We start from the raw sequence: 13,949 nt of genomic DNA on the forward strand, positions 1-13,949 counted from the left end.
GTCGTTTTTTATCGGAATGTGCCGCAGTGCTGTTTCTGCTGTTGGCTGCCGTTCGCCGCCTTTCCAATCTGGATTTTTACATTTTCAAAAATTCGGATTGGAGGAAAAAAGGAATGGCATACAACCACGGACGTGAGGACAGGAAATGGCGTATCTGGAAAGAAGCCGAGGAAAAGGTTTTGCGTGAATGCGGCGTTGATGAAGCGGTTATTGAGCAAATCCGCACAGACGACAGGGCAGATTTTAATTCCAACAGGCGGCTTTACCGATGGACGGGCGACTTCGGCGAATACCTTGAGGGAGTGGCGGACGCTGAACAGCAGGCAGAGCCGACTACCGTTGCGGACTTGCTGGACGAGATTGAGGACGAGAAACTGTATCAGGCACTTCTTACGGTGGACAAGCATACCCTGCTCATTCTCCTGCTGAAAATGCAGGGCTATTCCACAAAGGAGATTGCCCCACTTGTGCATTTAACGGCAGGGGCTGTCTATGCGAGGTTAAACCATCTGCGGAAGAAGCTGCGGAAAATTTTATAAGCGTCTCATATATCCTGCTTTCCTATGGGCTATCTGGTGGGGAGGGAAAAACTCTCTCCTACTTTTTAGCAGGAGGAAAGGAAATGGCATACGGGGCAAAGACATACACGCTTCGGGAGGAATCCACGGAAAGCGGCAAATGGTATTTTATCAGCTTTAAGGACGGGCAGGGGGAACACCACGAACTGGAAGTGTCTGAACAACTCTTTTTTGAATTTCGGCAGATGGAAAGGAGGAACAGGAACCTTGAACAATGGAACCAGCGGCACAGGGAGTTTAACGAGGTATGGAATGAAACCCTTTACAGACGGGCGTTGCGTGTTCCTAAATCGCTTGATGAAAGAATGATGGAAAAAGAACGGAATGAAATGTTCCTTAAAGCGGTTGCCCGACTGCCAGAGATACAAAGGCGGCGTTTCCTGCTCTATTACGAGTATGATTTTAATTTCTACCAGATTGGCGAGATGGAGCATTGCACCGCTTGTCCGCTTTGCGCTGGCAAAGGCCCTTATCACCTATGGCATGGAGCTGATGCTGGCCCTATTGAGTATCATCCAGGGCGTGGTGTCGTCCATTATGAACGCGGCGGGCTTCGGAGCGCCGCAATCCACCGTCCTGCCCGCCGAGATCGTGACGGCCATTGAGGACTGCGGCTTTTTTGAGAGCATACCCCTGTGGGCGGTGACGCTGATCGGCGGGCTGTTCATTTGGGTGCTGTCCTTTGTCATGATTTTGAGCGTCTACGGGCGCTTTTTTAAGATGTTTATGTACGCTGCGCTGGCCCCCATCCCCCTGTCCAGCTTTGCCGGGGAACCCAGCCAGAATGTGGGCAAGAGCTTTTTGAAAAGCTACGCCGCCGTCTGTCTGGAGGGGGCAGTCATCGTGCTGGCCTGCATCATCTTCTCCGTGTTCGCCAGCTCCCCGCCCACTGTTGACCCGGACGCGGCGGCGGCTTCTATGGTGTGGAGCTATATCGGGGAATTGGTGTTTCATATGCTTATTTTGGTGGGCAGCGTCAAAATGTCCGACCATGTTGTGCGTGAAATGATGGGCTTATAGGAGGTGCTTTGATTGGAAGTCAAAATCAACCGTGAAATCCGCAACTACACGGAGAGTATGTTTTTCGGGCTGTCCCTGCGGCAGCTCGTTTTTTCTGCCCTGGCGGTAGTCGTGGCCGTGGGGCTGTACTTTCTGCTGAAACCCTATGTCGGCACGGAAACCGTGTCCTGGATGTGCGTCCTGGGCGCGGCTCCCTTTGCCGCCCTGGGCTTCTTCACCTACCACGGCATGGCGGCGGAGCAGTTCATTTGGGCGTGGATGCGCTCGGAGGTGCTGGAACCCAGGGAACTGCGCTTTGAATCGTCCACGCTGTACTACGACCTTTTGAAGTCCAGCATGGAAAAGCGGGAAAAGGAGGAATACAAGCGCCATGATTAAGAGCATCAAGACCATCATGCGGCAGGATCGGGAGCCGTACCGTGTTCCCCGCAGGGTGCAGGACGTGATCCCCATTCAATGCGTCTGGCCGGACGGCATTTTTAAGGTGGGCATCAAGTTTTCCAAGACCTACCGTTTCACCGACATCAATTACAAGGTGGCAAGCCGGGAGGACAAGGAAACCATGTTCCTGGCCTACTCGGAGCTGTTGAACGGCCTGGACAGCGCCGCCACTACCAAGCTGACCATTTGCAACCGCCGCCAGAGCCAAGCGGACTTTGAGCAGTCTGTCCTTATGGCTATGCGGGGGGACGGCCTGGACAAGTACCGCAAGGAGTACAACCAAATGCTCATTGACAAGGCGACCGGGGCCAACGGCATCATCCAGGAGAAACTTGTCACCGTGACCGTCTATAAACGGGACATTGAGGACGCCCGCGCCTACTTCACCCGGATCGGGGCCGACCTGACCGCCCGCTTTGCCGCCCTCGGCTCCAAGTGCGTGGAACTGGACGCCGCTGACCGGCTGCGTATCCTCCACGACTTCTACCGGGCCGGGGACGAGGGCAGTTTTCACTTCGATATGGCGGATATGGCCCGGAAGGGCCACGACTTCCGGGACTATATCTGCCCGGATGGTATTGAGAAGCACAGCGACTACCTGAAGCTGGGCGACCGCTATTGCCGGGTGCTGTTCCTGAAGGACTACGCCAACTATATCCAGGACGAGATCGTGGCGGACTTGACCGACCTGAACCGCAATACGGGGGATTTGTACGAGAACGCAAAACACGGTGGCCCCGCTCCCACGCTGACAGCCCTCCGGGAAATGCTGCTGGAACAGCCGGAGAGCGAGGCAAGGGGGATCGCCCTGGCTCTGGAGCTGTTCACCACCGGCTCCCTTGATATTTTCGGCCATGAAAGCACCGTTGACCTGGACAAGCGGGTGGTGGTGTTCGACATCCACGGCCTGGGCGAGCAGTTGAAGCCCATCGGCCACCTTGTTATCACCGACACCATGCTCAACCGCGTCACCCTGAACTGGAAGAAGGGCAAGCGCACCCATGTCTTTATCGACGAGTTCCATGTGATGTTTGAGAACGAGTTTTCCGCCGCCTTTTTCAACTCCGCGTGGCGGCAGTTCCGCAAACGCAACGCCTACCCCACCGCCATCACGCAGAACGTGGAGTATCTTCTGGACTCCGTTCAGGCCAGCACCATGCTGTCCAACTCCGAGTTCATTGTCATGCTGAACCAGGCGGCAAGCGACCGGGAGAAGCTGGCCCGTCTGCTGAATATCTCTGAGGAACAGATGGGACACATCACCAACGCCCCCGCCGGGTGCGGGCTTATCAAGTATGGCTCGGCCCTGGTGCCCTTCGTCAACCGCTTCCCTTCCAACACCGAACTGTACCGCTTGATGACCACCCGGCCCGGTGAGGGCCGCTTTTCCGGGGGACGGGCTTAATGCCTGTCCCCCTCTTTGAGTGGAGGGATGAAAATGCCATTGAAAATCAAGCCCTGCCACCTGCGGGCCGCGAGGGAGTATGTGGGCCGGTATCACCGGCACAGCATCCCGCCCGTAGGCGGCAAGTTCGCCGTGGCCTGTTATGACGGGGACAATCTGTGCGGCGTCGCCATTTGTGGCCGTCCCGTCGCCCGGTATCTGGACGATGGGCTGACCCTGGAAATCCTGCGCTGCTGTACGGACGGGACGGACAACGCCTGTTCCAAGCTCTATGGGGCCTGCTGCCGCATTGGGTTTGATATGGGCTATGAGCGCATCGTCACCTATACGCTGGCATCCGAGAACGGAGCATCTTTGCGGGCCGCTGGCTTTGCCTTTGACGGTGAGGCCGGGGGCCGGGAGTGGACAGGCCAGCGGCGCAGGGGCTACTATGTAGCCCCCGCCGAACTGAAACACCACTGGATGAAAAGACGGGCAGGTGAGCGGCCATGAGCAAGATCAAGACCCGTGAAACGGGCAAGGACATTAAAGTGCTGGACAAGTCCGCTGTTGTGGGCCAGCGCATGAAAAGCGCCTTTATCCGCTCCAAGCGGAACGCGGCGGCCTTGATGGACGACCGGCAGGCCACCCCCAGCGAGTACGCCGAGGACAAGGTGGAGTTTGCCGCCGACGATCTGGCCCATGATACGGCAAATGTGGCCGTATCCGGGACAAAAACGGTGGTACGCCAGGGGCGAAAGCTGTTTCAGCGCCAGCGGGAGAAGCGGGCGGCGGAGAAGCGCCGGGAGAACACCGCCACCACGGAACAGGCCCCCGCCCCCGAACCGTCCCAGGGTACGGCCCCGGAGGGCCAGACCCCGCAACGGCACAGCGGGACAGTCCCGGAGGGGCGATTACCCCGTCAGCGAACCGACCCGCCCAGGAATGGGCAGCGCCCCCGGCAGGGCACCGGCCCCACCCAGGACAGACGGCTCCCACGCCAGCGGACACACGCAGCCCCAGAGCGTCAGCCCCTCCCACGGTATGAGCGTACAGCGGAGCGGCCCCCGGCCCCTGCTGACATTAAGCGCCCCATTGATACCGCAAACTCCATTGTGGAGCGTGGGCGGACTTTTGCCAGGAAGCAGGCCGCAAAGTGGGCCGAGCGAAAACGGCAGGCAAAAAACCGGGCTGTCCAGTCTGACCGGCCACCCCAGGTAAAGCCCCAGGACGCCGCCAAAGCGCCCCGGCAGGTGGAAACGGCGGTCAATAACCTGGAAACACCCGTAAAAACGGTGAAGCGACCCGCCCAGGCTATGGGGCAGACCGCAAAGGCCACCGGCAGGGGCGCAAAGGGCACCATCAAGAGCGCCCAGCGGACGGTCAAGACGGCACAGCGTACCGCAAAGGGCACCGTGAAAACCGCCCAGCATACGTCTAAAACCGCCATTAAGACCGCAGACCATACGGCAAAGGCGGCACAGAGAACGGCCCAGGCTACCGCAAAGGCGGCGAAAATGACCGCCCATGCCGCCCGTGCCACGGCCAAGACCGCCGCCACCACCGCGAAAGCCGCCGCAAAGGGCGTTTCCGCCACGGTAAAGGCCATGATTGCGTCCGTTAAGGCGTTGGTGGCCGCTATTGCCGCTGGGGGCTGGGTTGCCATCCTTGCCGTTGTGATTATCTGCTTGATTGGCCTGATCGTCGGCTCCTGCTTCGGTATCTTCTTCTCCGGGAAGGATAGCGGCACGGGACAGACCATGCCCGCCGTTGTCCGGGAGATCAATCAGGAGTATGAGGGCAAGCTGGACGAGATCAAGAACGGCACCGCCCATGACACGCTTGAAATGTCCGGCTCCCGCGCCGTCTGGCCGGAGGTGCTGGCAATATACGCCGTTAAGACCACCACCGACCCGGACAACCCCCAGGAAGTCGCCACGATAGACGACAGCAAAAAAGAGCTGTTGAAAGAGATATTTTGGGCTATGAACGAGATAAGCCACCGTTCGGAAACCGCCACCACAACCCAAACCGTGGAAACCGACGATGGAGCGGGCAATATCATTGAGGAAGAAGTTGAGGTAACGACAACGACCCTCTATATCACTGTGACCCACAAGACCGCTGATGAAATGGCGGACGCCTACAACTTCACTGCTGACCAGCGGGCGCAGCTTGCGGAATTACTGGCTGAAGAAAACCGCAGTATGTGGAGTAGCGCCCTATACGGTATCGGCGTGGGCGACGGGGAGATCGTGGTGGTGGCCCTCTCCCAGCTCGGCAACGTGGGGGGCCAGCCCTATTGGTCATGGTACGGCTTCAACGCCCGCGTGGAGTGGTGTGCCTGCTTTGTCAGTTGGTGCGCCAACGAGTGCGGGTATCTGGACGCTGGCGTGATCCCCAGGACGGCGGGCTGTATCTCCGGCTCTAATTGGTTCAAAGACCGGGGACTATGGCAGGACAACAGCTATGAGCCACGCCCCGGCAACATCATCTACTTTGATTGGGACAACAAGGGCAACTCCGGCCCCCAGGACGGCCTTGCCGACCATGTGGGCATCGTGGAGAAAGTAGAAAACGGAATGGTCTACACCGTGGAGGGCAACTCCGGCGATAGCTGCCGGGAAAACCGCTACGCCATAGACCATTATGAGATTTACGGGTACGGAACACCAGCCTACTGAAACGGCCAGCCGTCAGGATTGACGGCTGGTACATACTTGCATTGTGCAGATTGTGGCGCTATACTATCGTTAAGTATTGGCGAAATGAGGTTTACAAATGTACGATGTAATTGTTATCGGTGCTGGCCCTGCCGGAAGTACCGCCGCAAAGATACTGGCTGAAAGAGGGCTTCACGTCCTGCTGGTAGAACGGCACAAACTCCCCCGCTATAAATCATGCTCTGGCGTCCTGATCCAGAAGTCAATGGACTTGGTGCGGCGCTACTATGGACAGGATGTGCCGCTGTCCGCAACGTGTACTCCGGTGGAAAATCGGGGCATGATCTTCACGGATGACAAGGGCCGGGAGCTTCGTTTTGAACAGGGCGGGTTGAACGTGTGGCGCAGTTCCTTTGATAACTGGCTAACGGAACAGGCGGCAGCATCCGGCGCGGAAGTCCGGGACGACACCAGCGCCATCTCCTGTGAGGAACAGCCCGCTTCAATCTCCGTCACGCTGCGGGGAGAATCATCCTGCACAGAGCAGGCCAGATACGTCATTGACTGCGAAGGCGCCACTGGCGTACTAAAGCGGCAGATACTCGGAAACAGCCGGGATTTCATCACAACTTTTCAGACCTTCAACCGGGGAACGATTCAGTTAGACCCGCACTACTTCTACGCCTACTTACAGCCGGAGTTGTCCGAGTATGACGCATGGTTCAATGTGAAAGATGAAATGCTGGTGCTGGGTGTTTCAGTCAAGAACACCAGCAGGATCAAGCAGTTCTATCAGCGGTTCATCTCCTACATGGAAACCCACCACGGCTTGCAAATCGGGCAGCAGGTCAAGGCGGAAAAATGGCTGATGCCCCATATCCGGCCCGGTTGCTCCGTCACCTATGGACAGGGCCGGGTGCTGTTCGCCGGTGAGATCGCCGGTTTCCTCAATCCGATGGGCGAGGGGATTTCGGCGGGGATGGAGAGCGGCTACTGCGTGGCCCAGGCCATAGCAAATCACTTTGACGCTTTGGATATGATTTATGCAGATTACCAACGGGACACCCAGCAGCTAAAGTCTTACATGGGGTGCCAATGGAATTTTGTTGGGCGAATGGCCGTTACATTTTCAGAAATGATTACATAAATCGAATATTCTTCTGCAACATCTTAATGCCTTTTTGCGTCTATATTTGTGAGGGAATTCAATATATCTGTTTGGAGGTATGACAATGAAGAAGTTCCGCTTTAATCTGCTCATACTTTTAGCCTTATTCTGCATCCTTTTTTCATTGGCAAGTTGCGGTGCAAAAACTGTGACATGGAATGGAGATACAGAATATTATGCCCATGTTAACATGGTGGTCGATGAAACAAATCTATATGAGTATGTTGGCGCAGTAGATTATGTATTTGTGGGAACGGTAGAGGAGATCGTCAAAAACATAGTACCTGATGAGCCAGACAGTTCTGACGCAGATCTCAGTGTATATAAGATTAGAGTAGATGAAAACCTCAAAGGAGAGCTTACTGAAAACATTGAATGTTCTAAGCATGGAGGCTTCAAAAAAGACGGAACAATGATGCTGATTTTTTCAGATCGGAGCAAGGACACAGGGCTTCCAGAAAGCGGGAATAAATACATTTTTCTGGCATATGCTCAACCAGATGGCAGTTTAACACTGTCGGAGTTTTTTGATAATCGCCAGTACAGTGAGGATTTGTTTCAAGAATATTTAGACTATTGTAGCAACGAGGTTTTATTTGACAGAACACGATTTGTTTCAAGTTATGATAAGAGCCAAGCCAATAGCTAAATTCTATGTTGGGCGGATGGCCGATACATTTTCGGATATGATTATCTGAATGAAAGGTGCGGGGACAAAACGTAAATGAGTTTTGTCCCCTGCACTTTATTTTTTGAAAAAATGTGACGTGCCGTAGAGGTTTCCTGTCTATATGGGTGAAGGGCCTTATCGCAAGGGAAAGGAGGTTCGTGTGGAGGATAAGCAAATTATAGATTTGTATTGGGCGCGCGCCGAAACTGCTATATCCGAAACTGCGAAGAAGTACGGGAGGTACTGCCATTCTATCGCATTTAATATCCTGCACAGCCATGAGGATAGCGAGGAATGTGTGAATGATACGTTTTTCAACGCTTGGAGGGCAATACCGCCCCAGCGTCCGAGTAAATTTGCGGCTTTTCTTGGAACGATCACCCGGCATCTATCGCTAAACAGGTGGGAGCAATACAGCGCAGAAAAACGCGGTTGCGGACAGGTGCCGCTTGTGCTGGAAGAACTGAACGATTGTATCCCAGCTTCCGAAAATGTGGAACAGGTTGTCGATGATCTTGCTTTGACAGAACTGCTCAATCGGTTCCTGGGTACTCTTTCAACGGACAGTCGAAAAATCTTCATGCGTAGATATTGGTATATGAACACAGTCAAAGAAATTGCGAAAGGCTATTCAATGAGTGAGAGCAAAGTAAAGATGTCTTTGCTCCGCTCCCGGAACGAACTGAAACAATTATTGGAGAAAGAAGGTTTTGATCTATGAAAGAAAAGCGTTTGTTAAAAGCCCTGGGCCAAGTGGATGCGGATTACATCGAAGAAGCCTCAGCCACTCAACAGGCGAAAAGGCCCAGTTGGTTGAAACGGGGGGCCATCGCAGCTTGTTTATGCGTAGCTTTGTTAGCCGGAGTGCTTTTCAAAATTCCTGGTTCAGACGTTACCATTGCGCCGGGCTTTTTGGTAGTCACAGCGTATGCCGCTTCATCAGATGAAGAAATAACCATGCAGGAAGGTATAGAGTTGCCAACAGATTATAAGTGGAGCCTTGCTATGAGCAGCCGACCGGGACTTCCATTGAAACTATCCGCTACGGAATACGACGATTTAAGTTTTGAAGTATCAGTTGATGGCGGGACATTGCTTTTTTGGGAGAGTAACAAAATAACATATTTAGGCTCGTCGTTCAACACTGGAAATGATACTACTGTATATTGGACTAACCTATCGCGAACAGGCGAGAGCGATTTTGAACGGTATATGGGAACTACGGCATATATCAATATCGTAATTTACGAGGGAGATAACATTGTTGGATATGCTGTTGTTGAAATATACACAAATGACCTTGAAAATGAACCTGCACAGACTTACTCTGCCAAGTTGCTCAAGTCAGTATCTTTCCCAAAAGCTAATGGGGAATATCAAAAGATAACCGCTGAACATGTAGCGACGGAAATGGAACAAATCAAAAACGAAACACAAGCCGGACAGAGGTGGTAGGGGCCGATGTTACCGACCAGAGCGGCAACGAGCATCTTGGCGTTATCGAATTTCCTGTGCCGATCCTGTGGGGTTCACCGGAGATTATCAAGCAGATTAGGATGGTATTACTAAGAGAGACTACCGCAGAATGTTCTATAAATAGAGTGAACGGACAAGGCCCAACCGAGCCTTGTCCGCTTACTTTTTTGAGCGGGATAATTACAACATCGCTCCGCCACCCCAAACTTGGGGCTGTGTGATCGCCAGAACAGTTTCGGTGGGAATACCAGCAATCTCGCTGCCGAAAATCTCCCGCAGGTTCCCGCCCGTCAGCATGGAGGCAAGCTGGGATTTTGCCGCAGCGGAAGCGGCCAGTTGAGATGCTTGTATGTGGCGCTCAATCTGTTTTTCCACCGCCAACTTCATAAACTCGGCGTGGCGGGCCATACGCAAATCCCACCAGCTTTCCTCATCATCAGAGCCGCTTTTGGAGTAGGTGATCTCGCCGCCCGCGCTGGAGGAGCAGGCGTTGCAGATATTCCCGTCCTCCCCGATGGCAACGGCCTGGGACATATCCCAGGTACTACCGGGCATAATGGCCTCGTTCCGCGCAACGTCAAAGGCAAACCATGTGTCGATCTTCGCAAAAATCTCCTGGGCGTAGGCCGGGTCTTGCTCCATGCGCTCCTGCACCTTGGGATGAATGACCACGGCTTTGCTCCCAGGTGGGACGTTGCCCAGGGCGTGAATCTCCTTGGGAGCGGTAAACCTGCCGTCAATGGAGCCGTAGAAAGGATTAGCCCCGGTGGGTTGCCAATTTTCCAGCGTTTCTTTTGCTTTGTCCCCGTCCTGGTACAACAGGTAATGAGGGTAGTCGTTCCTGGTGCGCCAATAGCCGCTGCTGGCGTCAAAAACGTGGTAGTGGATGTTGGGATACTTGGCTTTCAGCATGGTTTCCAGGGAAGGGGCCTCTATCGCCTCCGTTCCTGCGGCCTGCATCTGTCCGCCGGAGCGAACCGCCAAATCCATCATCAGGCTGGTGGGCATCGCCGCCATGCCTGCCAGACCGCCCAGGCCGGTGGTGAATGTGTCGGCCCTGCTTCTGCTGGCCTGTGCCGCCATATCCATGAAGCTGCTGCCCTGCGTCCCGGTCTGCTTTGTTTCACGGGCCTTTGTGGGGGCGCTGTATGTCTGTGTCCCATAACTCGGTTGAATCGTATTGCTCATTGTATCACCCTTCCTGTTTCATTACATATTGAGGAAAAACATATTTGCTCCTGCCGGTAAAGAAATCTCCGGCGTGACGGTAGGTGCAGATACCATCCGCGTTTTCAGCAGATCACCGATATTGGAAAAAGATTTTTCCAATGCCTCCGCCGCTGCGGTACGCTCCCACATGGCCCTGCGCTGTGCCGCGGCTGCTGCCGCCTGTTCCTGATACTGCCGCTGCTGTTCCGCTTTTTTCTTTGCCTTTTCTGCGTTGATCCTGTTTACCTCGGCCACGCGCTCCGGGGAATCGCTGCACCCACAAATATAAGTCACGGTTCCGTCCTCATGGACTACCACTCCGCAAGGCTCAAAAACCAAGCCCTGTGCGGCACAAATCGCATTTCCTTGGGGAATAACAGTGTTGAAAAAATAGTCGATTTTTTGCTCATAATAAAGTGCTTTTTTCACGTCACCCGCCATTTCCTCCAAAATATTGGGGGCGATTACAACATCGTTGCCGCTCATGCGCTTGCCCGCTTTTTCGAGACTTGCCTGATCCTTCCCAATGCTCTCGATTGTCACCCGCCCATATTTCTTTTTCAAATGCTCCAGATAGGCGTCAACATTCGACGCTTCATCCGTTTCGGAAACTTCCGGCTTACCACTGATTTCCAGTACATCAGCCGTGCCTCTGCCAACCCTCGAAGCCATATCCAGAAAACTGGAAGTCCGCGCCGCCGCACTCCGAACGGTGCGGTTTTCGGGCAGAGGGCTATACATCCTGTTTAAATATCTACAATCAATCATGCCGCTCATAAACTGCTCCTTTCCTGCAATAGAACCGTTGCGAAAAATTCCTGCTGAACTGCTTTCAGCTCCAATTCTCCCATATACTTCTCCGCCTCCCGGCGCACGTTGGCAAGGCCGATCCCGTGCATGGAGGCGTCCTCCTGTTTCGTTGTGACAGGCAAGCCGTCCTGTCCGAATACCACCTCATCCGCGAAAGAGTTTTTGACCTCTATCAGAAAGAAACGTCCTTTTCTTGTTCCAGTCAGTACAATAAACCGTTCATCCTCGCCCACCTTCTCACAAGCCTCCACCGCGTTTTGCAGCAGATTTTGAAGGATGATACCCACATCAAAGGCATCATAGGCTCCCGGATCGGGGTAATGGAACTCCACCTGGAAACGGATGCCCAGGTCAAGACTCCGCCGCCGAATTTCGTTGACGATCACATCCGTGACCGGGTTGCCCGTTTGGAGCGTCAGCTCAAAGCCGCTCATGCTCTCGTTCATTTTGGCGATATAGTCCTCCAGGCTGGCATATTCGCCGCTCTGCGCCAGACCCTTGATGTTGGTCAGATGGCCCCGCATCTCGTGTTTCAGCCCACGGATGCGGGCGTAGAACTGTTCCGCCTCATGGATACGCGCCCGGATCGCCTGTGTCTGCTGGTACTCCATATAGTGTGCGGCCTGTTCCTCCCGGAGCGCGGCCATACTTTGCTGAAAAGCGATGGTCAGATAGGCCCCGGTGTAGAACAGCAGGGCCAGTACCGGCACTACCGCCAAAAACGCCGGGTGGCGCTCGTAGAGCTGGAGCAGAACGCCGTCCTTGAACTCAATCAGCAGCCGGGAGATTACCTGTCCGAACAGAATCCCCGCTGTTGGCACCAGGGAGAGATAGCACAGCTCCCGCCAATGGAGCGTCATTTTCTGCTTTCGCATTTGACGCTGGAGGGCATAGAGCATGACGGCCAGCATGGAGGCATGGGACAGCAGGAACAGCACAACCAGCAGGGCGGCGCGGAGAAAGACCGCCTCTGGCGGTTCCAGGCGGTAGGGGACTGACCGCTCCACGATGAAATACAGACTTTGCACCATCAGGCCGCTGGAAATTCTGGCGTTGAAATAGAGCAGTGTCAGAAGGAACACGGACGGCTTTCCCAGGCCGATCCACTTGGATACCACCAGCAGAATTGCCATCAGGATCAGCCCAAAAGAGCCTTGGGGCAACGCCGCCCGATTGCAGACGATCTCAAACAGAATGTAGACGAAAAAAACAAGGAATAGCCCGCACCGCCGTTTGTCCTGGGGAACGAAAGGCCGGAAGAAGGCGGTGAGCAGGGCAGCGTATGTTAATCCCACCCCAGCGGAAAACACCTGGTTGAATATCCGAAACCCTGTCTCGCTCATAGGCCAGCCCCCCTTTTCACAAAGCGGAGGTAGGCTTTCACGAAGTCCTGGTACTTGTATTTGGAGATCAACAGCTTTTCTCCGTTGGTCAGCGTCAGCTCCGTCTTGCTGTACCCCTCCACATAGGCGAGATTGACAAGATACCCCTTGTGGACACGGAAGAACTGATCGCCCAGCTCCGCTTCCAAGTCCCGGATTTTCGCGTAGCAGGAAAATTCCCCATCTTTCAGACGCAGCATAACCTTGTGATTACTGCTTTCGATGTAGTAAATGCTGTCCAGCGGTACGGTTCGGCTTGTGCCAGCAGATTGAAGCGTGAGCGCGTGGGAAAGCTGCGGCTGAACACGGCCCGCCTCGATCTGTTTCACAGCACGGGCAAAGACCTGGGCAAACTTTTCCTCGTCCACCGGCTTCAGCAGATATTGGAACGCCCCCACGTCAAAGGCGTCGAACACATACCGCTCATAGCCGGTCACAAAGATAATGACCGGTTGTGCGGCAGAATTGCTCTCCCTGATCTGACGGGCCAGCGCCATGCCGTCCAATCCGGCAGCGTTCAGCTCAATGTCCAGAAAGAGCAGGTCAACTCCCCGGTGGTCTGCGAGACAGTCACCGGCAGAAGCGTACTCCACGACCTCACAGGGGCAGTCCTGCACCCGGATCAGGGACGCGAGGTAGGCGCGGGTGGGGGCTTCATCATCACAAATTGCTATTCTTATCATGGCGATATTCCTCTACCTGTTTATTCGTTCAAATGGCTGTCAGGGTAAGCCCGGTTGACGTGACTGGACGGTTTAATAGCGTAACTGGACAGCACAGCTTATCTCTGACATTATATCATAAATCATTACGCCGTCCCAAACCTGGAACGGCGTAACGATAGGAAATTTCCCCAAAAGCGCAAAAAATAGAAGCCGCTCTGCGTTCTCGCAAAGCGACCTCTATTCGTTTTCAATAGCCCCATCTAATGCTCCCTCAATGACCGGCAGATGTTCTTCTGGACATATCATCACCTTGCGGCTGATGCGTTGGCGCTGGTCGTTTTCCTCCCCTGCGGCAAGCTGGTTGAAATATTACTCCTCCGCCGAAAGATAGGAAAGAAGCGGATGGAGGAAAAAACGAATAACCCGAGAGGGATTATGCTGGAGCCGACGCATAAATGAATGAATGTTATGAGAGATATCCTG

At 54.3% G+C, this 13,949-nt stretch carries 15 protein-coding genes; 11 read left to right on the plus strand and 4 right to left on the minus strand.

All coding sequences use genetic code 11. The annotated features are described in order from the left end of the window. The first annotated feature begins 113 nt into the window (after nucleotides 1-113). The 11 genes from U8U68_RS18065 (at nucleotide 114) to U8U68_RS22500 (ending at nucleotide 9,621) form a co-directional block, all read left to right on the plus strand. Nucleotides 114-539: an RNA polymerase sigma factor gene (locus U8U68_RS18065; RefSeq protein ID WP_322203331.1), complete on the plus strand. Its 426-nt coding sequence runs from the start codon at nucleotides 114-116 to the stop codon at nucleotides 537-539. Nucleotides 540-902: 363 nt separating this feature from the next. Then, nucleotides 903-1,598 carry a VirB6/TrbL-like conjugal transfer protein, CD1112 family gene (locus U8U68_RS18075; RefSeq protein ID WP_496196388.1) on the plus strand — a complete coding sequence of 232 codons (696 nt, stop codon included), beginning with the start codon at nucleotides 903-905 and terminating at the stop codon, nucleotides 1,596-1,598. Between the two features lie 12 nt (nucleotides 1,599-1,610). Beyond that, entirely contained in the window at nucleotides 1,611-1,976 is a 366-nt protein-coding gene (locus U8U68_RS18080) for a PrgI family protein (RefSeq protein ID WP_322203333.1), read from the plus strand. Continuing rightward, nucleotides 1,969-3,444 carry a VirB4-like conjugal transfer ATPase, CD1110 family gene (locus U8U68_RS18085; protein WP_322203335.1) on the plus strand — a complete coding sequence of 492 codons (1,476 nt, stop codon included), beginning with the start codon at nucleotides 1,969-1,971 and terminating at the stop codon, nucleotides 3,442-3,444. The genes U8U68_RS18080 and U8U68_RS18085 overlap by 8 nt, the downstream gene beginning before the upstream one ends. 33 nt (nucleotides 3,445-3,477) lie before the next feature. Beyond that, entirely contained in the window at nucleotides 3,478-3,936 is a 459-nt protein-coding gene (locus tag U8U68_RS18090) for an XF1762 family protein (protein WP_322203337.1), read from the plus strand. Then, nucleotides 3,933-6,107, plus strand: a complete 2,175-nt coding sequence (locus U8U68_RS18095) for a CHAP domain-containing protein (RefSeq protein ID WP_322203339.1) — start codon at nucleotides 3,933-3,935, stop codon at nucleotides 6,105-6,107. Before U8U68_RS18090 ends, U8U68_RS18095 begins: the two co-directional genes overlap by 4 nt. Before the next feature lie 97 nt (nucleotides 6,108-6,204). Next, entirely contained in the window at nucleotides 6,205-7,233 is a 1,029-nt protein-coding gene (locus U8U68_RS18100; RefSeq protein WP_322203341.1) for an NAD(P)/FAD-dependent oxidoreductase, read from the plus strand. Nucleotides 7,234-7,318: 85 nt separating this feature from the next. Then, a complete protein-coding gene (locus U8U68_RS18105; RefSeq protein WP_322203343.1) occupies nucleotides 7,319-7,903 on the plus strand; it encodes a hypothetical protein in 585 nt (194 codons plus the stop codon). A gap of 181 nt (nucleotides 7,904-8,084) precedes the next feature. Next, nucleotides 8,085-8,645: an RNA polymerase sigma factor gene (locus tag U8U68_RS18110; protein WP_322203345.1), complete on the plus strand. Its 561-nt coding sequence runs from the start codon at nucleotides 8,085-8,087 to the stop codon at nucleotides 8,643-8,645. Continuing rightward, on the plus strand, nucleotides 8,642-9,379 hold the full coding sequence (locus U8U68_RS18115) for a hypothetical protein (RefSeq protein ID WP_322203346.1): 738 nt from the start codon (nucleotides 8,642-8,644) through the stop codon (nucleotides 9,377-9,379). Before U8U68_RS18110 ends, U8U68_RS18115 begins: the two co-directional genes overlap by 4 nt. Continuing rightward, nucleotides 9,373-9,621 (plus strand): DUF2000 family protein, encoded by a 249-nt coding sequence (locus tag U8U68_RS22500; protein WP_367575854.1) that lies wholly within the window; start codon nucleotides 9,373-9,375, stop codon nucleotides 9,619-9,621. Before U8U68_RS18115 ends, U8U68_RS22500 begins: the two co-directional genes overlap by 7 nt. Here the strand turns inward: U8U68_RS22500 and U8U68_RS18125 are convergent. The 4 genes from U8U68_RS18125 to U8U68_RS18140 are packed head-to-tail and all read right to left on the minus strand — an operon-like array spanning nucleotide 9,581 to nucleotide 13,484. Further along, nucleotides 9,581-10,588: a hypothetical protein gene (locus U8U68_RS18125; RefSeq protein WP_322203348.1), complete on the minus strand. Its 1,008-nt coding sequence runs from the start codon at nucleotides 10,586-10,588 to the stop codon at nucleotides 9,581-9,583. The two genes, U8U68_RS22500 and U8U68_RS18125, sit on opposite strands and share 41 nt — an antisense overlap. A gap of 21 nt (nucleotides 10,589-10,609) precedes the next feature. Further along, complete coding sequence (locus U8U68_RS18130) at nucleotides 10,610-11,386, minus strand: DUF6033 family protein (RefSeq protein ID WP_322203350.1); 777 nt, start codon at nucleotides 11,384-11,386, stop codon at nucleotides 10,610-10,612. Next, nucleotides 11,383-12,762, minus strand: coding sequence for a GHKL domain-containing protein (locus tag U8U68_RS18135; protein WP_322203352.1), 1,380 nt, complete (start codon nucleotides 12,760-12,762; stop codon nucleotides 11,383-11,385). The genes U8U68_RS18130 and U8U68_RS18135 overlap by 4 nt, the downstream gene beginning before the upstream one ends. After that, on the minus strand, nucleotides 12,759-13,484 hold the full coding sequence (locus tag U8U68_RS18140; RefSeq protein ID WP_322203354.1) for a LytR/AlgR family response regulator transcription factor: 726 nt from the start codon (nucleotides 13,482-13,484) through the stop codon (nucleotides 12,759-12,761). The genes U8U68_RS18135 and U8U68_RS18140 overlap by 4 nt, the downstream gene beginning before the upstream one ends. Nucleotides 13,485-13,949: the final 465 nt, after the last annotated feature.

It is taken from the genome of Acutalibacter intestini (genome assembly GCF_034334985.1).
In the GTDB taxonomy this organism is placed as follows: Bacteria; Bacillota; Clostridia; order Oscillospirales; family Acutalibacteraceae; genus Acutalibacter; species Acutalibacter intestini.